This window comes from Thainema salinarum CENA647 (assembly GCF_057732415.1).
The window spans coordinates 2247527-2266423 of sequence record NZ_JBYJZJ010000022.1 but is presented as its reverse complement, the minus strand read 5'-3'; the positions used below and the strand labels follow the sequence as shown (position 1 = coordinate 2266423).

Genomic DNA, 18897 nt, shown 5'->3' with positions numbered 1-18897 from the left:
GCCCCTATGTAACATCAAATTGAGGCTCTAAGTTTTTTGTTGATGAAATGAAATCACCCTAAGGTGAGGAGTGAGGAAGATTGTAGATAGGGTAAGCGGTTAATAGATGAATAGATAAGAAAATGGTAGTCCTTGTAAGGTAATGATTTTTGAGTGTGTGGGCGGTGCCCACACACTCAAAAATCATTATCTGAATACCTAAAAAAGCAGATAAGAAATTGATGGATAAGAAAAGGGTGAGCTAGTAGATAGTGTTGACGCATGTTGATTGAACTGTGGTTACGGACGAGTGGAACTTGGATCAATGTGGCGACTGTGCTGGTGGGGGCAGGTTTGGGGTTGTTGCTGCGCGATCGCATTTCCAAATCAATGTTACTGGCCATCACTCAAGGCGTTGGGCTGCTGACGCTGTTTCTGGGCATTACAATGGCGGGTCGGCTGCTGGATGTGAAGGCGGGAGCGGTGGATGGAATTATCATTGGCCTACTAGCGATGGTGTTCGGTGGCATTGTGGGAGAATGGGCGCAGATTGAGCAGAAGCTGGGGCAGGTAGGCGACTGGCTGAAGCGCCAGGTGCGGGGCAGCGGCCAGTTTACAGAAGGTTTTGTGGCAGCGAGTTTACTGTTCTGCATCGGGCCGATGACGCTGGTGGGCAGTATCAACAATGGCTTACTGAAGGATAATGCGCTGCTGACGCTGAAGGCGACGATGGATGGCTTTGCTGCGATCGCGCTGACTAGCAGCTTCGGTGCCGGAGTGGCGTTTTCGAGTTTGTCGGTGCTGGTTTACCAGGGAGCGCTATCGCTGGGGGCTGGTCTATTTGCGCAGGTGTTGCCCAATCCAGATACCAATCCTTTGGTTTTGCTGATGACCGGGGTTGGTGGCCTGATGATTTTGGGGATTGGCTTAAATTTGCTAGAAATTGCCAAGATTCGCGTTGCCTCATTTTTACCCGGACTAATGTTGGCTCCGCTGCTGTACGGCGTTTTTGTCCAGTTGTTCTAAACGTTACAGGAGGCTACGGATTATGTTTCAACCCGGCGACACCGTTGTATGGGCAAGACGCGTATCAGGAGATTTCTTTTTTCCAGTCAAGGCAACGGTCTTGTCCGTGACGGAAAAGCGAGTCAAAATCTCAGCCTATGATCCCGATGATAAGGGCGAGGGCGAGGTTATTCGCTATGTGTCGCCTAAGTTTTTGATGCCCTTTCAGGGCCAGGAGTGACGTGCGATCGCACTATAATTCCTCGCAAACGCCTTTACACGTCAAAAATCAAGCTTTTTATCTCGCCAACTTAACAAAACTTGATAAATAGCTACTGAACTTGAAGATCAAGCCAAGAATACTGAGTTGCAAAAAATACATGAATCAGCCTGGGCACGGTAGGTACGAAGCCACCTTTTGCGTTTCTTGAGGGTTTGCACCTCAAAAAATTTGCAAATCGGCTCGAATCTGTTGTGTTATCCAAAACATTTGATTCATGAGTGTACGGAGTCGATTGATTGAACTGCTGCTTACCGTCACTACATTAGGACTTTGTGCCCCAGTGACGCTGCCAGAAGCAGCCTCTGCCCAACCTGCAACCACGCCACAAGCGGCAAACTCAGATGCTGTAGATTCAACAACGGCTGACTTAGAATCAGCCGTTATCGCTGAAATCAATCAAATGCGGGCGAATCCATCTGCCTATGCGGCGTGGTTAGAGGAGGTGAAGGCGTACTACGATGGCACGACGCTGGCGTTTCCGAATGAGGCGCGCGTGCGGACTGTGGAAGGAGTCGCTGCTATCGATGATGCGATCGCAGTTCTCAGCCAGCTCGATCCGCTGCCACCGCTTGCACATTCTGCTGGTTTGAATCTTGCCGCTCATGACCACGTTCAGGATCTGATGCGGATCGGGGCATTAACCTTAACAGGTAGCGATGGCAGTCAGCCTGAAGATCGAGTGGGTCGCTATGGTGAACTCTCTGGTCAGGCCGCTGAATTATTGAACTATGGCAACCAAACGGCGGCAGGACTGGTCATGCAGCTTGTGATCAGCGACGGCAATCCTAACCGCACGTCACGGGCGACTCTGCTGCGCTCTGACTTTACGGTGATGGGCGTGAGTTGCGATCGCATGAGCCAGCAAATGCTCTGTGTGTTGGACTACGCCAGCGACTATGCTGACAACGAGGGCTTAGGCAACGAGAACCTAAATGCTGAAGCCAGTGCTGAAACCGTTGAGCCAGTCGAAACTGTTAGCAGTAAGGTAGACAGTGTTGATAGTACGACCAGAACCGAGACTACTCGCGCCGCAACGCCTACCGCCGATCAAGACTCGCTAGAACCCGTTGCATCCGCTCACGATGCACCCGCGCAGGAATTATCCAACCAGGACATATCTGATCAGGCGTCCCAAAATCAGCAGACAGCCGTTTCCAGTCATCTTGATGCCAACGTTTCAGATCCTGAGCCAAGTCAGTTGGAGCAGGCAACCACTGACAGCAACTCTGATGCTGATTTTGTAGATAACGCTCAAACTCCCAGTGATTCATCAGCAGCCACACCTGTTGCACCAGAAGCAAACGCTACTGAAATCGCGGCAGCCCCTCCATCTGCTAGTCCGTCTAGTTTTGAACTTTCTGAAGTGGAACGGGCTTTGATCGAGGAAACCAATCTTTTGCGAGCCAATCCAGCCGCCTATGCCGAGAAACTGGAACGGCTATTGCCCCACTATGACGGTATGCAGCTCAAGCTGCCAAATCAGTCATTTATTCTTGAAACTGAGGAAGGTATCAGTGCAGTAGAAGAAGCGATCGCAGTTTTACAGACTACCGATGCGCTACCGTTGCTTGAACCAGTGGCGGGTTTATCTTTGGGCGCAAACGATCATGCTGTTGACCTAGGTTTGAATAACCTGACGGGACATTACGGCAGCGATGACAGTGATCCATTTGAGCGGATCAACCGCTATGGGACTTATCACGATATCGCGGGTGAAAATATCAGCTACAGCCCAATTCATACCGCTGAGTGGCACGTGATTCAGTGGCTGATTGATGACGGAGTTAGCGATCGCGGCCATCGGGAAACGCTGCTGAAGCCAGATTATCAGGTCACTGGAGTCGCCTGTGAACCTCATGCCAGTTTTGGTAACGTTTGCGTAATGACCTACGCAGGCGAGTACACCAACAACGAAGAGGTTGAAACCTCTGTTGAGGTTGTGCAACGCTAGTAACATATTTAGGTTGAGAATCCTTAATATCAAGTCTGCGTATAAGAACCTAATTTATTTTTTGCAAAATGCTTGCTTAGCAAGCATTTTGCAAAAAATAAAGCATGGGTTTTCAACCGGACTCCATATAAATAGTTGCTGTGAATGCGTACACCATATGCATTCACAGCAACTAGAATTTAGTTTCTAGCTTCAGTTTTAACCATGATCACAGGTACAGAATATGAGTAAAGTCTTAAGGGCAACTTATCAGGATGGCAATTTGGTGTTGGATGAAAAACTAGATGCTGCTTTAGAAGGCCAAAAACTGACCTTAATTCTGATTGAAAATACTGATTCTTCAACTCAATCTGAAGCCGACTTGGAAAAACGTAAGCGTCAATTTTTAGACAAGGCAAAACAATATTCCGCCAAGTTACCTACAGGTTACAAGTTTGAGCGAGAAGAAGCTCATGAACGATAAGGTCTTTATAGACACCAATCTCTGGGTTTATTTTTTTGCAAAAGATCCACCAGATAAGGGAGAAATGATTGCAGAAGTCATCAACAATCAGACCGCATCACTGATAATCAGCACTCAGATTTTGGGAAAACTGTACAATGTCCTAACTCGAAAACGTATCTTTTCACAAGTGGATGCTCAAGCAATTGTCTTAGATCTAAGCGACGCGTTTTCTGTTTTGGAAGTTAATACATCAGAAGTTAGGCAGGCAATTGAAATCAATCTTCGTTACGGATACTCCTACTGGGACAGTTTAGTCATTGCAACTGCACTACAAAGCAACTGCTGCATTCTGTACTCCGAAGATATGCAGCATGAGCAGTTGATTGCAGATACGCTCAGAATTATCAATCCACTGCTTGGGAGCACGTCATCCGCTGGCGAGAGAATAAAGGTTGAGCTGGTTGTTCAGGTAAGCGCAGCGGAGCGCCAGAATTTGAGGAACATTCTGAGGGTTCCACTGCGCACCTGCGACCTGCACTCTGGCATCAATCTGCTTGATGAGTGATTCGACCGGGCCTGAGCCAATCGGCATCCCCTCTTGCTGGTAGTACCTGTAGTTGACAATCCGAGCGCGATGTCGCTCCAGATACCTCCCAAATCGTTGAGACTGCTGAGAGTTGAGCCCCGCAAACAGGGCACTGGCCTCATCGACCTGACCGTGCCACAGAAGGTGTCTGGCCTGGTTGAGCCGTTGAAGGGAACCGCCCACTTTATACAGGTTCTCCATCAGGTGATACCAGTCCAAGACCTCCTGGCGAGTGAGCCTCTCCATCTGTTGGTAGAGCGACCAAATGCCGCTGTGTCCGTCTCCTAAGCAGAACACAACACTGGCCCAGCAAAGGCTCCTGAGCCAGGCCAACAGCGCATCATTGTCGTCAAACCAGGCCATACCCACACCGTCACCGTCCAGCCGCACCGCCTTGTACTGCTTCCACTCGCTGGGCTCTCCGCTCGGAGTCACTAGGCGAACCATCCCGCCATCGAGAGCCATCTCCTTGACTGTCTCCTCTGGAGCCGATGACTCAATCGGATTGCGCCCTACGATGCGCTCGACACTCTTGGCGCTCACGGTGACCCCGGTGAGCAGTTCAACATCCCGACTCGCCTGCACGAAGGACACCGTTGCTCCCATCTGCAGACAACACAGCTCGACCAGGGGGCTGAACTGGACTCTGGGCTTGACTCCAAGCCGCTTGGCCTGCTGTCGGCCAACCTGCAATATGCCAAGGATGCTGGTTAGCTTTCGGGTTTCTCCTTCATCTTTGCCGACGCTTGTGTCGATAAAAAAAGACCTAAGTTGGGTGACACATGACGGTGCACTTGCTCACGGACCGTTTGCTCGATTTCGCCTAAGCTCGTCATCCTCATCCCCTGTTCCTTGGCGTCGTCATAGAGGATCTGTGCTAAAGCGTTGACGTGATGCTGCATTTGGTCGCGCTGGTCTGGAGTCATGTCAGGATCCGATAAGGGCACTCACTCCATTATATTTTTATCTCCTCAGCGGATGACGTGCTCCCCACTGCTTTAGTGGAAATCTAATGAGAAATGATCAATAAATTTTACGCAGAAGTTGTCGAGGTTGTTGCTTTATTTGATGTTTCTGGATCGAGTAGGCCCACGCCTGCGGTGAACTTGGGTGGAATGCTCGGTAGGCTTAGTCCCTGCTGAATGCCCTGCACCAGCAGCGCTAGTAGATCAACTAGCTTGGGATCCCAGCGTTCGCCCTGTTGAGATTGGCAAGCTTCCAGAGCCGCAGTCAGGTGATCAGACGCTTCAGATGAGAGGACAGGAACGGCTTTACCCGATTGTTCTTGGGCTGCAACGGCTTGAAAATGAGATGCAAGCGCTAGGATGCGCGATTCGAGCGGAATGGCATCGCCTTCCAGCTTGGCGGGTTGACCTGTGCCGTTCCACCATTCGTGCTGGTGGGTGATAATCTCGGCCACGGCTCGCAGTCGTGGCATGGTGCGTAACGCCTGCACTCCAGGATCCAACTGGCAACTAGGCCCTGCCTCTTCAGCCAGGGAATCCATCGATTGCACGGGGGCAATTCGGTGTAGAACGCTGGCTAGGCGGAGTCGCTTGAGCTGCCATGCGGGCATATCGATGAGTTGGCCCATCATTTCAGCCAGAGCCGCGACTTCTCCGGCTCCACCCGGATTGGTTGGATCAGACAGGTCAACCAGTTGAGCCAGTCGTAAAAATGCCTGTAGCTCATTCGACACCAGGTTGTAATCCAGTGCTTGGGTATGAGCGATCAAATCCTGTCCTAATTCTGACCGACTGGTTTGCAGATACTGCACCACCTGCGCCACCACGTCACTCATTTCCAGCGTTTGGGGTGGGTTGTCCGACTGCTGCAAATTGACAGTAAACTGCTCGGCAGCCTGATTAAGCTGCTGCTGTAGATCGGGGTTGTAGGCACCGATATGCGCGATCGCAAGTTTCACGGTTTCTAGCACCAGCTCTGGCTCAAATGTCCAAAAGCCGTAAAACTTGCGGGCATGATCTTCATCGGGCGTGCCTTCGGGGCCGTATTCTTCGGGTGACAACTCCTGGCAAAGTACCATCGCTGTGTATTCCGGTGACAGAATTATCAAATGCCACTCTTGAGCGACGGGGTCATCCGGAGCGAGATCCACCAGCGTCACATTATCGCGCTGGCTGGTGGGATGCTCATGGAAGCCGGAGCCGGGGGTCGCCATGATCGTGATGTGATCAGCGCAATCTGCGATCGCACCGTAGCGTTCCGCTTCTTGTAAGTACCATTTCCCTTGCTGGAAGGCCGTAACCACTAATGGCTTATCCTGTGTGGCGAGAATGCAGTCTTCTAATGCATGGCAAAGGGCTACCAGTGTGTGCTTATAGTAAACTCCAAAGTTGAGCTGGGATGCGCCGGAATCGGAAGACTTTTGCTTTTCGGCCAGTTGATGAAGAATCGATCCTTCTAACATAGGTAATGGTTAAATGATAGTTTTCAGCGGTTTTGAAAAATTGAGCGATGTAAAACGGTGAGCATTTAATTGGCGCGTTATGGGCGCGTTTAGCGAGCCGTAGTCATCAACGGCGGACGATTGGGTTCAACAGGTGCCTGGAGCGCATCTTCTAAATCGGCTCGACCTAGCCGCTCTTCTAAAATATCCATCACTTCACGGCCAAAGTCATTGGGATTGCGCCGCCACGCTTCCAGGCAAACCTCGCCAAAGAATGAACCCATCGGTTCCGGATTCCAGAGCAGCTTGCGCGCCGTCCAGGGCATGACGCTCATAGGATTGTAGTCCGGTTTGAGAATGCCTTCTTTGAAAGCGTACTCTTCTAAATGTGTGTGGGGTTGAAGCCCAATAAAGAAGATGGCGGGTTCAACTTTATCCGCACCAAATACCTCCTCTAGCGCTCGGTGGTAGGCAATGGTTTGGCGAATGGTTTCTGGGCGCTCGTCTACGACGTTAAACGAGTAGTTGACCGAGACAATGTCGTTGAATCCAGCCGCTTTCAGGTCTTTGCAGTTTTCCAGCACGGTGCGCAGGTTGTAGCCCATCCGCATTTTGCGCACCAGTTCCTGAGAACCGCTGGTGATGCCAATCTCAAAGTAGTTCATCCCGGTTTTCGCCATTAGGTCACACAGTTCCGGCGTGAGATTGTCAGCCCGAATGTAGGCGGCCCAGTGAATGTCGTCCATGCCCGCGTCTAAAATCTTCTGCAATAGCTCAATTGCGTCGGGGATAAACTTACGGGCCGGAATGAACTGAGCATCGGTGAACCAGAAATTGCGAATGCCGCGATCGTAGAGCTGCTGCATCTCTGCCACGACTTCATCCGCCGGATTGATCCGCACCTGCTTGCCTTCAATCACCGTATAGACGCAGTAGCAGCAGTTGTGGGGACAGCCACGCTTGGTCTGGACGCCAACGTAAAAGTCCTGCTCTTGCAGGTAGTATTCAAACTCGGGCCAAATCTGATCAATATAGTCGTAATTGCAGGCCGTTTTTTCAATATTAGTCGGTGCTTCGTGGATCATGCGATCGCGGATCTCTGTCTCACCGACCACATAGCAGCGCTCGTCAAGGAAATCTTCTCCCCGTAGCAGTTTCTCCAGCAGGGCTTCACCTTCACCAACGGAAACAATGGTGCCGTTGGGCAGCTTATCGCCAAGCTGCTCGTAGAACACGCTGACCGCACCGCCGCCAACAACGGCTCGGACTTCTGGGTGATAGCGTCGCGCCCGCTTAAGGCCACGTTTGATTAAGCCCAAGTTGCGCCACAGTTCAGCATAATAAGCTGTTGTGACTTTCAGGCCACCGATTGCGCCCCGCAGCTTAATAAACGGATTGCGAGCGTAGTAAAACTCAAAGGCATTCTGGAGCGGATTGCCGCCACGTCCGCCTACGGGCGCGTAAATCTGAATGTCGCGCCAGGAGAAAACCAGCAAATTCGGCTTGAACTGGTCGATGCACTCATCCAGCGCTGAGCTGAAATCCAAGGGTGGCACCGTACCTAAGTCAAAAATGCGCTGTTCAACTCCCGGAAAAAGCTTATGAACATGATCCGCTAGATACACAACCCCGATTGGAAAAATCGGGTTGCACGGAAGTCGAACATATAGGACTCGATGATGAGCTGTCATATGAGAATGGGTGTTCATGTCGGCTAGGAGTGAACGCGACTGACTCAAACTTAATTAGCTTAATCAGTTGGTTTAGCTCTAAGCATCTGCCTGAGGCCATTAAAAACCAACAATTCTGAAAATCGTTTCACATAACTTTACGATAACATCCTCTCCCATAGAATCTCTACCTAGATGGAGTCACTACCTAATTGAGTCTATGAATCAGATGAGGTGCGATCGCACCCCCAAAACTTACAGCAACACCTTCAGAAACGCAGTTTCCGACATTCGACGAGGTTCAGGACGGACGTTGTGTTCGACGAGGTCTGGGGACAATCGAAATGTCCCCAGTAGGGTTGTGATTTAGTTCAGATAACGGGTAAGAATACTAATCTGATCATCCGGATGTCGCTGAGCCAAAACTCGCGCCACGTCTCCGGCACTGGGACAGGGAATGGGCTGGCTCCATTCGTTGGCTTCGGCAAAGCCGCGTCGATGCAGGTTTTTGATCGTAACAATAATGTCAGGACGAGAGCCAAGCAGAATAATCCGCAGGGGATGGCGACCGTCGCGAGTCGGATAACTGGGCTGAGTCGCAGCGGTTTGTGGTGCGGCATCGGGTGCAGCACCAAGGAAGAGAGTTGTCATTGTGTTCTCCTGGGTTTTGACTTTCAGAGGAAAGCCAAAAATCCAGCCACCCCGCGCTTTGAAGTGCAATGCAGGGTGGCTACAGGAGGGTTATAATCTCCCAAGCCTCTGCGTTGGCGTGATCAACGTAGCGGTTAGCGGCTCAGAGTTGTTCCACCAACTCTGGGTCGCGTGACTAGATTTTTGGTATCCAGTTGCCATGCAGGTGATGTTTGCGTTAGCAACTTAACATTTCACAGTACGGGATTTGCTCTGTGGAGTCAATAACGGTTTATTGACAGACATGATTGGGAGATGTTGCAAATGTTAGGGTAATGTTGTTTGCCATCACTGAAAGACTTGGAGGCTGGTTTCACTGGGGTTAAACAGTTGTCGCTTGGAAGCGTTGAGAAATTCGATGCTCACGGGTTCAGCATTTTCGTCGTAGCTAACAATGATGCCTCCGGGTTCGGAGATTGCATTGCTGGGGGGAACCTCTTTCATAACGAAAATCAGCACGTCGGCTTCGGCATCATATCTAACTTTCATAAGCGTCCTCTTAAGTGTGCTTAACTGTCAGGGAGTTGCTTATTCTGGCGGTTTCGGTCGTAGATTTCGTAGAGGCGCTTACCGACTTCGATAGGAATGCCAACTTCGGGAACTAAAATTTTGACGCCTTCAACACCTCCGGCAAAGAGAATACTGAAGATATCGCGCCAGCGTTGCCAGTTTTGCGGATTGCGTTGAGGCATGGTGGCAAAACCATCGAGCAAGATCTGAAAGATTTGCTCATCGGGTTTATCAGGATATTTTTGGCGGAGTTGATCTAACAAGGACTGAAGCTGCTGTTCTGCCTCACTTCTTTTCGCTTCAGGATAATTGTTTTGAATACCGATCTGATCACCTTCAATGGTGACATCTCCGTTGTTGATAGTACCGACTTCTTTGATGTGAAAGGTAGGTTGGTTATTAGATGTATTATTCATTATCGTTTGAGTGTGTAGGAAGATTAGTTGTGCCAAATTGATGACCGTGGATGGTGGGATTGATATTTAGGATACCAAGTGATTCGATATTAAAAATCGGTTGACTAGGTACTAGTGAAGATTGCTTATCAGCCTCTAGCTCAAGCTGAGCAACGCCGTAATTATAGAATTTGTATCTTTTTTGAATGGTCTCAATTGCAATGTCTATATAGTTTTCTGAAATCTTTGATGATAGATGTTGAAGTTCAGGAATGACAGGGATTGTAAATTAGATTGTGTCAAAGGTCAGAGATGAGATCTAATGAACTATTGAACCTAAGAGACTCGTACTATGACTTTTCGACCTGAACTCCTGGATGAATTGCTTAAAGGCTATCAGAATCCCGAAGACCTGCTGGGGGATGGAGGGATTCTTAAGCAGCTCACGGCGGCTTTGGTGGAACGCTGCTTGAATGCGGAAATGAAAACCCATCTGGACGAGCAACAGGCGGAGCCTGAAAGCGACGTCAAGCCAACTCGTAACCGCCGCAACGGCCACAGCAAGAAGACCATCAAAGGGGAGTTTGGAGAAGCTCAAATCAATGTTCCCCGTGACCGCAACAGTGAGTTTGAACCCATCATCGTCAAGAAGGGGCAGACCCGCTTCGAGGGCTTTGATGACAAGATCTTGTCCCTCTATGCCAGGGGCATGAGTACCCGTGACATTCAGGCTCAACTGCAAGACCTGTATGGCGTTGAGGTCTCAGCCGGGCTGATCTCGAACGTCACGGATGCGGTTGAAACGGAGCGTAAAATTTGGCAAAATCGCGCGCTCGACCCGGTTTATCCCATCGTCTATTTTGATGCCATCGTGGTCAAAGTCAGACAAGACGGGCGGGTGATCAACAAAGCGATTCACTTGGCGCTTGGGGTTAACTTGTCTGGCACCAAAGAACTCTTGGGGATGTGGATGACCCAGAACGAGTCTGCCAAATTTTGGCTTCAAGTGCTCACAGAGCTGCAAAATAGGGGTCTCAAAGACATCTTCATCGCTTGCTGTGATGGCCTCACTGGCTTTCCCGATGCCATTGAAGCGGTCTTTGCTCAAACCCAGGTGCAGTTGTGCATTGTTCACATGGTACGAAATTCACTCCGCTATGTGTCCTACAAAGACCGTAAGGCGGTTGCAGCAGACCTCAAGCTGATTTACACGGCCAGCACTGAGACTGAAGCAGAGCAGCGCTTAGTTGAGTTTGCCGAGCAGTGGGACCAGCAATATCCAACCATTAGCAGGTCTTGGCTTCATCATTGGCAGCGGATTATTCCCTTCTTTGCTTTTTCACCGGAGATTCGTAAAGCAATCTATACGACCAATGCGATTGAATCGATGAATATGACTCTTAGAAAGGTGATTAAAAACCACCGAGCTTTTCCAACCGATGAATCTGCCCTAAAAGTTATCTACTTGGCAATTCAAAATATTGCCAAAAAGTGGACCATGCCCATTCGCGACTGGAAACCCGCTCTCAACCGCTTCGCGATTGAATTCAGCGATCGCTTTCCAACTTGAGTTTTTACCTTTGACACAATCTATTTGACATACCCGAATGACAGATGGTTTGGCAATCTCACTTAAAGCTTCAGCAGCACACATTCGTGTTCCGAGATCAGAATCTTCAAGTAGCGACAATAAAATGTCAAGAATTTCCTGATTCTCCGTAATTTGAAACTTACCCAGTGCCCTTGCAGCAGTCATTCGCAATCTGGAATTGTCTTCATTCTGTAAAATCCTGATCAAAAAATCAGTTGCTCTAGTCGTATCTCCGATTTTCCAAAGTGCTTGAGCTACATGCAACCTAACATCAGTATTGTCTTCATCTAAACATTGGATTAGATAATCAATAGCATCAATACACTCATTCTTCAAATCTAGGGCAATATTATCAAATGCAGCAGCAGCTCTGCGCTTGATAGTTGGATGATCATCTTTAAGCCCCTGAATGAGTGCAGGTATAATTTCTTCATTTTTAAATTTTTCAAGACCTGCAATTGCACCTTCACGTATCCGAGGATTTTCATTGTCTAACAGACTGTTTAGAATAGGGATAGCTTCTGTAGTTTTTGTATCTCCTAACGCCTCAGCGGCAGTCATTGGCACTAGAAAAGTATTTGAATGAATATTTCCAGATGCGGCTTCAACTAAAATAGGGATTGCTTCTTCTTTCCCTGTTTTACCTAAAGCAGCTATTGCGCTTCGGCAAATATCAACATTTTCTTCACGTCTCGCTAGTTCACAAAGATATTGAAAAAGATTCGGATTATATCCAAAATCTCCTAAACAACGGATCATATCAGGGAGAGGAGTAGAGTCCATATAAAAGTCTGATCCTCTTATTCTTCCAAACTCTTCCTGAACAGCCTCAAGGATGGCATGTAAGGCTTTTTCTCCTTTAGTTACAGATAGTCCAGAAGCTGAATTCTTACGCACATAGGCATTTTCAGATCTCAATGCGTTCTTCAGAATTTTTATAGCCTCCATACCTCCGAGCCTTCCCAGCATAATGCTAGCGATCCAGCTAACAGGAAAATCTCCACTTTGTAAAACTATAGATAAGCCTTCAAATATACTTGTATCTAAACCTGTGGTGTCAACCTCATTATCAATGATCTTCATGTCCCACATTGCATTAGCGCGAATATTGGAGTCTTCATTTCCATCTACTGCGATTGACCATAGTAATGAGTCTATATCTTCTTTTTTATCATCAAATTGATATTTGAGTCTGCCTAATGAAGCGGCAGCGTGCGACCGGAGATCTGACTCTGCACTTTTGTCAGAAACGATCTGTATTAATGTTTCTATACTTTCTTGATCTGGGATCTCACTCAACTTCAAAAGTGCAGCTCGACGTGTAGTAATATCTGCCTCAGAAAATATGGCATCTTTCAGATTGGAAATTGCTTGTCTAGTTCCAATCTGTTGCAAAGATGTAAATACAAGCTCTTGCTCATTGAAAGCTTCTCTATTTAGAAAATCTTGAAGATATGAAATAGCCTCTTTGGAGCGTGTAAATCCTAAGAGTCTTATAAGACAATATTCAGAATAACTTCTTTCCAAAAATAGATTAATTGCTTGCTCTGGAAAACTTTGCCTTGTCTCCCCAGCTAATCTTGCTCCAAGATATGGATCTACCTCTAGCGCCAGTTCTATTACATGTAACGCCTGCGCTTCCTCATCCACTAGCGCTAGCATCAACGCAACGGGTTCTGTCCACTTCAGATAGTTGAGATAATCCCGCTTCAGTTCCTCATCACTCAACTCTGGCAACAGCCGCAGCAAATATTCCGCCGCGTAATATTCCTGAATAAGCTGGTGGCGAAACTCAATATGTTCTTCAAAATTGGGCTGTCTTACAGGCTGTATCAGGTGATAATCCAGTAAGTCTTGTAACCAACGTTCAGCACAAGCTCTGGCATTATCTCTACCTTCTTTTTGCAAGCACGCTGTTAGCAGGTTCTCTGCTTCTTCTCTCGGCATCGACAGTCGAAACTCGACTAGTTCCTGATCATGCATCAAAGCAAAAGCTAAGTGACGCAGTAGTCCCGGCCACTGTTTTCTCGAATCAACGGGTGCATCCTCTTGAATCGCTTGTTGTTCTTGCGTTCCCTGATCATAAAGTTGGGTGAACTCTCGAAATGCAAGTCCTAGATTTTCAGGCAGCTTGGGGCTTCGTTGTTCCTCTTCCGCTCGAATACACTCATCCGCAAAGACTCGACACAACATCCATAGAAATAGTGGTGTTTCAGCAAACTTCCGTAGTCGATCACCTTTGAGCTGCTGAAACAAACCATCACCCGCTTCTCCCAAATATCCTTGTACAAACTCTTGTGTTTGTGGTTCCGTGAGAGGCAGCATTTTCAGCTTTTTGTTAATACCCAGAGTGCCGCCTACGCTCAAATCTCTAGTAGAGACGATCATATGTGTCGTCTTACGGTACCGATCATAGAAATTAGCAATTTCTGTTCTGAAGGTTTCGGGTAATTCGTTCAGTCCATCTAATAGCAACAGCAGTTTGCCTTGTTGCCGTAAACAATCGATATCAACTAGCTCAAGCTGCAACTGATGACGACGAAAAAAGTCTTGAATCAATCCTTCAATCGTTGAAGTACATCGTCGAAGCTTGATCAAAACTGGAATCCTGACATCCGGATCTTGTAGTGCTTTATTGGCTTCTTCCCACAACAGCCGTTCGAGAGACGTAGATTTACCTGAACCTGGTTTACCAATTAGCAGCACATGTTCTGCTGCATACTTGCGTAGTCCCTCCAATACATCCCACTGTTCTACCTGCTTATATTGTCCTTGCGGTTCCTCTGTTCCTGATTGTTCTTCCTTTGGCTTTACAGTTTCTGCCTGTAGTTTGAGCCGAGACGAAAATTTGGGCTGAGGTACCTGTTTGCGACCTTCAGCCGTTGTGTGAGTATAAAGAGCCTGCCATTCGCGATACTCCTCGTCATTACAAAGCGATCGCAGATAAGGCTGAAAATCAATTTTGGATTGCGCCATAACTCAAATGCTGGATCTACGATGCAGAATGGGAGTTCCGCTGGTAAACCATCTCTGTCCACTGTTATAGCCTATGAGGTTTTGTAGAGGCATGGTAAGGGCAGGTTTTGTTGATCCGTTTGGGTTTGAGATCAAAACGCGTTGGCTAAACCTGCCCCTACAGATGTTTGTTTTTGGGCATATCAACAAAAGAGCGATCGCACATCTATACTGCGATCGCTCTTTGAGGTTTATAGGCTGAACGTGATGATTTGATAGACCAATAAGGTGCGATCGCAATAATTTTCCGCTGATCCCAACGTACCAACAGCGAACGGTACTAAAATGAATTGCCGATTAAAGTCATACCTTTAAGCTGATTGATCAACATCTCACCCGATTATTTATCATGGGTACAAGTAGATCGCTTGAACTATAGAATAACGCTTAAAAACAACACCTGTTGATTGTGGTGCGTTACGACTACGAGCAGCGCTCAAGCTGCGCCAACGCCTGTCTGCACCTTACGAACTCCCCGGACTCCCTTTCCCTAACAACCTCGCTAACCGCAGCTCAACTGCTCTCCCTCGACTCCCTTGACAGTCCTCTAAGCCCTCTCTCCCCTGATCTGACCTGACCAATGCCTTCCTCCCCCGACTGGATTCGGCTACAGAAAGCGCTCTCGGTCGAAGCTGATAAAGGCTTCAATGACCTGGAGGGCAAGCAGTACCGTTTCAGTGAGTTCTTGCAGCTTAATTTTCAGCAGGCTCCGGCTGAACTGCCTACGGATGATCGGCGGCGCTGGCAAGAGTTCTCGGAGAGCTATGCCAGCTATTCCGACTACAGTTTTGCTCAGCGGCGGCATTTGGTAGCAGAGACGCGACGTTTTTTGCATCGGACGCAGAAAACGCTGGAGGAAGGAACACAGACAACGCTGGATTTCAGTGCGGCAGCCAATGCGAATAATGGTGCGAGTGCGTCGGGGCAAGGAACGGCGGTTCATACTCGTAAACTGAAAACGCCCAAAACAGTTCCCGCTACTGAACAGAAACCGTCCGGTACTCGCAAACCGCAGCTCGACCAATCGCTCACCTACCTGCCAGGGATTGGCCCCAAAAACAGCGATCGCTTAGCCAAGTTGGGGCTGTATACCGTCAAGGACATTCTGTATTACTTCCCGCGTGACCACATTGACTATGCGCGGCAGGTGACGATTAAAGATTTGGAACCGGGGGAAACGGTGACGCTGGTGGGCACGGTGAAGCGAGTTAGTTGCTTTACCAGTCCGCGCAACAGCAAGCTGACAATTTTTGAGCTGTTTGTGCAGGATGCGACAGGGCAAATCCGCATCAGTCGGTTTCTACCCGGTAATCGCTATGCCAGTCGCGGTTGGCAAGAGCAGGAAAAGCGCCGCTATCCCCGTGGCTGCGTGATTGCGGCATCGGGACTGGTGAAAGCCAGCAAGTATGGCCTGACGCTGGACAATCCCGACATTGAGGTGCTGGATCATACGGGCAGCTCGATTGAGTCGCTGACCGTGGGGCGGATTGTCCCCGTTTATCCGCTGACGGAAGATACCAAAGCCTACATGATTCGCAAAGCCGTGGTTGAAGCAATGCCATCGGCAGTATTTCTGCGTGACCCATTGCCACCCAAGCTGCGCGAACTGTACGGTTTGGTGGAATTGCCAGTTGCGATCGCGCATATTCACTTTCCCCCGGATCGCGCCGCACTGGAACTGGCACGACGACGACTGATTTTTGATGAGTTTTTCTACCTGCAATTGGGACTCCTACGTCGCCGCTTGGAGCAGCGGCAAGAGCAAACTCGCGCCGTACTTGCACCGACAGGCCAACTGATCGACCAGTTTTACGAGATCATGCCGTTCCGGCTCACGGGCGCACAGGAGCGGGTGGTGAACGATATTTTGAACGATATTCAGGAACCCGTGCCGATGAATCGGCTGGTGCAGGGCGATGTCGGCTCCGGTAAAACCATCGTGGCGGTGATTGCAGCGCTGGCGGCGATTCAGTCCGGCTATCAGGTAGCGATGATGGCTCCCACCGAGGTACTGGCCGAGCAGCACTATCGCAAGCTGGTCAACTGGTTCAATTTGCTGCACCTGCCCGTCGAGCTACTGACTGGATCTACCAAGACCAGCAAGCGGCGACAAATCCACAGCGAACTGCAAACGGGAGAATTACCGCTCCTCGTCGGCACCCACGCCCTGATTGAAGATCCAGTGCAGTTCAGCCGCTTGGGTCTAGTGGTGATTGACGAGCAGCATCGATTCGGCGTCCAGCAGCGAGCACGGCTCCAGCAGAAAGGCGAAAATCCCCACGTGCTGACCCTGACCGCAACGCCGATTCCCCGCACGCTGGCACTCACCCTGCATGGCGACCTGGACGTGAGCCAAATTGACGAGCTGCCACCGGGGCGAAAACCGATTCAAACCACGGTGCTGGGTAATCGCGATCGCAACCATGCCTATGACCTGATTCGGCGCGAAATTGCTTCTGGGCGGCAGGTGTATATCGTGCTGCCGCTGGTGGACGAGTCGGAAAAGCTAGATTTGCGCTCGGCCATCGAAGAACATCAGCGATTGCAGGAAGTGGTCTTTCCCGACTTTGCGGTTGGCCTGCTGCACGGTCGCATGACCTCAGCAGAAAAGGATGAGGCGATTCAGGCATTCCGCGATCGCAAAACCGACGTTCTTGTTTCAACCACCGTGGTAGAAGTCGGCGTCGATGTCCCTAACGCAACCGTGATGCTGATTGAACATGCTGAACGGTTTGGCTTGGCTCAACTGCACCAGCTCCGAGGTCGCGTCGGTCGCGGCGGCGACCAGTCATTCTGTATTCTCATGAGCAGTTCCAAAGCCGATACGGCACGTCAGCGACTCCAGGTTTTGGCTCAGTCCCAGGACGGCTTCTTTATTGCTGAAATGGATATGCGATTTCGCGGCCCTGGTCAGGTGCTGGGCACCCGCCAGTCCGGTCTACCCGATTTTGCGCTAGCCAGTTTGGTGGAAGACCAAGCCGTGTTGGAAATTGCCCGTGAAGCAGCGGAAAAGGTGCTGGCTAAAGATTCAGAACTGGAACAGTGGCCAGATCTGCGAGCGGAACTCGAATACCGCTACCGCAAACTAATGGGTGGCGCAATTTTGACTTAAAATGCAGTTCCGTAACCGCTTTCCCAATTCCAAAGGCTAACCTTAGTGACCGAGAATCTAAAACTTGCTGTCAACGGCACCCTCATGCGCGGCCTCGCCCTCAATGGCAACCTCCTCGCCGTCAACGCCACCTTCCTCAAAGAAGCCAAAACCGAACCTGCCTATCGGCTGTGGTCAATCAACGACGTGCATCCCGCCATGATTCGTGTCCCCGAAGGCGGAGTTGCGATCGCAGTTGAAGTTTGGTCAATCCCAGCAGACGGTATCGCCCAAGTTCTCCTCCAAGAACCCCCCGGCCTCAGCATCGGCAAAGTGAAACTGGAAGACGGCGAAACAGTACTGGGCGTAATTGGCGAACCGATTCTCTGCCAAGATCAGAAGGAGATTACGGAGTATGGGGGATGGAGGAATTATGTGGAGAAGGAGGGAAAGGAATAAGTGCTGAGTACTGAGCCAAAACTCAAAATTAGAACTCCTCACTCCTTACTCCTCTCGCCTCACGATTCGAAAAATATTGGTCAATAGCTAGAGCTTCTATTTAAAATGCCCATTCTGCACACGCTTGAAGCGATCACAACCGAGAAATCGATTGATATTTATAACCTGAATGAGCGTCTACAGGCGTTTATTGACTCGACTGGGATTCGTAACGGTCAGGCGCTGGTCTTTTCGCGACATACGACGACGGCGCTGGCGGTTAACGAGTACGAGGAACGCTTGCTTGAAGATATCCGGGTTTACTTGGAAAAGCTAGCACCAAAGTGCGATCGCTATTTGCATAATGACCTGCATCTGCGAGATGTGCCGGAAGATGAACCGATAAATGCCCATTCGCACCTGATGGCAATGACGCTGAATAATAGCGAAGTAATCCCGATTGTGGACGGCAAGCTAGCGCTGGGAACTTACCAGTCTGTCTTTTTGATAGAACTGGACGGGCCACGGCAGCGGACGGTATTTTTTCAGGTTTTGGGAGATTAACGTTAAACCGCTGCGTTGGTTGGGATACAGGATACTCTGGGAGCGTTGGAGCGTTGGAGCGTTAGAGCGTGGGAACGTCGGAGCGTGGGAACGTTGGATTGTATAAATGTCTCAACCGGGCTGGTGACGATTCTATGATTCCGCAGACACAATAAACCTGGCTGTGCTGTGCTGTATTGAGAGCGAAATTGGGCTTACTTAAGATAGCTATTTGATATTCAGATCACGGCTTCATCCACTCATGGCCCCGTAGCCAATGGAATCTAGTAACCCATCT

Annotated in this window: 15 protein-coding genes and 1 pseudogene; 9 read left to right on the top strand and 7 right to left on the bottom strand. The window is 49.4% G+C overall.

Features of this window, described 5'->3' with window-relative positions; genetic code table 11:
* The first annotated feature begins 261 nt into the window (after nucleotides 1-261).
* From AC286M_RS16885 to AC286M_RS16865, 5 genes and pseudogenes are all read left to right on the top strand, one after another.
* Entirely contained in the window at nucleotides 262-1005 is a 744-nt protein-coding gene (locus AC286M_RS16885; protein ID WP_488205495.1) for a DUF554 domain-containing protein, read from the top strand.
* A gap of 22 nt (nucleotides 1006-1027) precedes the next feature.
* Nucleotides 1028-1225, top strand: a complete 198-nt coding sequence (locus AC286M_RS16880; RefSeq protein WP_488205494.1) for a hypothetical protein — start codon at nucleotides 1028-1030, stop codon at nucleotides 1223-1225.
* Between the two features lie 256 nt (nucleotides 1226-1481).
* Nucleotides 1482-3218, top strand: coding sequence for a CAP domain-containing protein (locus tag AC286M_RS16875; protein ID WP_488205493.1), 1737 nt, complete (start codon nucleotides 1482-1484; stop codon nucleotides 3216-3218).
* 223 nt (nucleotides 3219-3441) lie between these two features.
* On the top strand, nucleotides 3442-3681 hold the full coding sequence (locus AC286M_RS16870; protein ID WP_488205492.1) for a hypothetical protein: 240 nt from the start codon (nucleotides 3442-3444) through the stop codon (nucleotides 3679-3681).
* A pseudogene (locus tag AC286M_RS16865) lies at nucleotides 3671-4021 on the top strand (PIN domain-containing protein); the annotation flags it as partial. The gene AC286M_RS16870 and the pseudogene AC286M_RS16865, both read left to right, overlap by 11 nt.
* 69 nt (nucleotides 4022-4090) lie before the next feature.
* Here AC286M_RS16865 and AC286M_RS16860 read toward each other — a convergent pair.
* The 6 genes from AC286M_RS16860 to AC286M_RS16835 all read right to left on the bottom strand — a co-directional run bounded on the left by AC286M_RS16860 (nucleotide 4091) and on the right by AC286M_RS16835 (nucleotide 9978).
* Nucleotides 4091-5175 (bottom strand): ISKra4 family transposase gene (locus tag AC286M_RS16860; RefSeq protein ID WP_488203071.1). Its coding sequence is split into 2 segments (ribosomal slippage): nucleotides 4091-4989 and nucleotides 4989-5175, totalling 1086 coding nucleotides; the frame shifts between segments, so codons are not numbered across the junction.
* A 107-nt stretch (nucleotides 5176-5282) separates the two neighbouring features.
* Nucleotides 5283-6677 carry a DICT sensory domain-containing protein gene (locus AC286M_RS16855; protein ID WP_488205491.1) on the bottom strand — a complete coding sequence of 465 codons (1395 nt, stop codon included), beginning with the start codon at nucleotides 6675-6677 and terminating at the stop codon, nucleotides 5283-5285.
* Nucleotides 6678-6766: 89 nt separating this feature from the next.
* Nucleotides 6767-8347: a photosystem II high light acclimation radical SAM protein gene (locus tag AC286M_RS16850; protein ID WP_488208845.1), complete on the bottom strand. Its 1581-nt coding sequence runs from the start codon at nucleotides 8345-8347 to the stop codon at nucleotides 6767-6769.
* A 345-nt stretch (nucleotides 8348-8692) separates the two neighbouring features.
* Nucleotides 8693-8977, bottom strand: a complete 285-nt coding sequence (locus AC286M_RS16845; RefSeq protein WP_488205490.1) for a hypothetical protein — start codon at nucleotides 8975-8977, stop codon at nucleotides 8693-8695.
* Between the two features lie 327 nt (nucleotides 8978-9304).
* On the bottom strand, nucleotides 9305-9505 hold the full coding sequence (locus AC286M_RS16840) for a DUF2283 domain-containing protein (RefSeq protein ID WP_488205489.1): 201 nt from the start codon (nucleotides 9503-9505) through the stop codon (nucleotides 9305-9307).
* 20 nt (nucleotides 9506-9525) lie between these two features.
* The gene (locus tag AC286M_RS16835; RefSeq protein ID WP_488205488.1) at nucleotides 9526-9978 is read right to left on the bottom strand and encodes a hypothetical protein; all 453 of its coding nucleotides are present in this window, start codon (nucleotides 9976-9978) and stop codon (nucleotides 9526-9528) included.
* A gap of 295 nt (nucleotides 9979-10273) precedes the next feature.
* On the opposite strand from AC286M_RS16835, the gene AC286M_RS16830 reads away from it, so the two are divergent.
* The gene (locus tag AC286M_RS16830; RefSeq protein ID WP_488202914.1) at nucleotides 10274-11491 is read left to right on the top strand and encodes an IS256 family transposase; all 1218 of its coding nucleotides are present in this window, start codon (nucleotides 10274-10276) and stop codon (nucleotides 11489-11491) included.
* Here the strand turns inward: AC286M_RS16830 and AC286M_RS16825 are convergent.
* Entirely contained in the window at nucleotides 11372-14488 is a 3117-nt protein-coding gene (locus AC286M_RS16825; RefSeq protein ID WP_488205487.1) for a HEAT repeat domain-containing protein, read from the bottom strand. The genes AC286M_RS16830 and AC286M_RS16825 overlap by 120 nt on opposite strands.
* A gap of 619 nt (nucleotides 14489-15107) precedes the next feature.
* Between AC286M_RS16825 and recG the strand changes: the two genes are divergently transcribed.
* From recG to AC286M_RS16810, 3 genes are all read left to right on the top strand, one after another.
* Entirely contained in the window at nucleotides 15108-17639 is a 2532-nt protein-coding gene (gene recG / locus AC286M_RS16820; RefSeq protein WP_488205486.1) for an ATP-dependent DNA helicase RecG, read from the top strand.
* Between the two features lie 45 nt (nucleotides 17640-17684).
* A complete protein-coding gene (locus AC286M_RS16815; RefSeq protein ID WP_488205485.1) occupies nucleotides 17685-18077 on the top strand; it encodes an allophanate hydrolase-related protein in 393 nt (130 codons plus the stop codon).
* Nucleotides 18078-18182: 105 nt separating this feature from the next.
* Nucleotides 18183-18620, top strand: a complete 438-nt coding sequence (locus tag AC286M_RS16810; protein WP_488205484.1) for a secondary thiamine-phosphate synthase enzyme YjbQ — start codon at nucleotides 18183-18185, stop codon at nucleotides 18618-18620.
* Nucleotides 18621-18897 lie beyond the last annotated feature (277 nt).

What these genes read in the sequence shown, in the direction of transcription:
- AC286M_RS16850 (WP_488208845.1), bottom strand. Translation starts at nt 8,347, where the DNA reads ATGACAGCTCATCATCGAGTCCTATATGTTCGACTTCCGTGCAACCCG.
- AC286M_RS16875 (WP_488205493.1), top strand. Translation starts at nt 1,482, where the DNA reads ATGAGTGTACGGAGTCGATTGATTGAACTGCTGCTTACCGTCACTACA.
- AC286M_RS16855 (WP_488205491.1), bottom strand. Translation starts at nt 6,677, where the DNA reads ATGTTAGAAGGATCGATTCTTCATCAACTGGCCGAAAAGCAAAAGTCT.
- AC286M_RS16880 (WP_488205494.1), top strand. Translation starts at nt 1,028, where the DNA reads ATGTTTCAACCCGGCGACACCGTTGTATGGGCAAGACGCGTATCAGGA.
- AC286M_RS16810 (WP_488205484.1), top strand. Translation starts at nt 18,183, where the DNA reads ATGCCCATTCTGCACACGCTTGAAGCGATCACAACCGAGAAATCGATT.
- AC286M_RS16825 (WP_488205487.1), bottom strand. Translation starts at nt 14,488, where the DNA reads ATGGCGCAATCCAAAATTGATTTTCAGCCTTATCTGCGATCGCTTTGT.
- AC286M_RS16870 (WP_488205492.1), top strand. Translation starts at nt 3,442, where the DNA reads ATGAGTAAAGTCTTAAGGGCAACTTATCAGGATGGCAATTTGGTGTTG.
- AC286M_RS16840 (WP_488205489.1), bottom strand. Translation starts at nt 9,505, where the DNA reads ATGAAAGTTAGATATGATGCCGAAGCCGACGTGCTGATTTTCGTTATG.
- AC286M_RS16830 (WP_488202914.1), top strand. Translation starts at nt 10,274, where the DNA reads ATGACTTTTCGACCTGAACTCCTGGATGAATTGCTTAAAGGCTATCAG.
- recG (WP_488205486.1), top strand. Translation starts at nt 15,108, where the DNA reads ATGCCTTCCTCCCCCGACTGGATTCGGCTACAGAAAGCGCTCTCGGTC.
- AC286M_RS16885 (WP_488205495.1), top strand. Translation starts at nt 262, where the DNA reads ATGTTGATTGAACTGTGGTTACGGACGAGTGGAACTTGGATCAATGTG.
- AC286M_RS16845 (WP_488205490.1), bottom strand. Translation starts at nt 8,977, where the DNA reads ATGACAACTCTCTTCCTTGGTGCTGCACCCGATGCCGCACCACAAACC.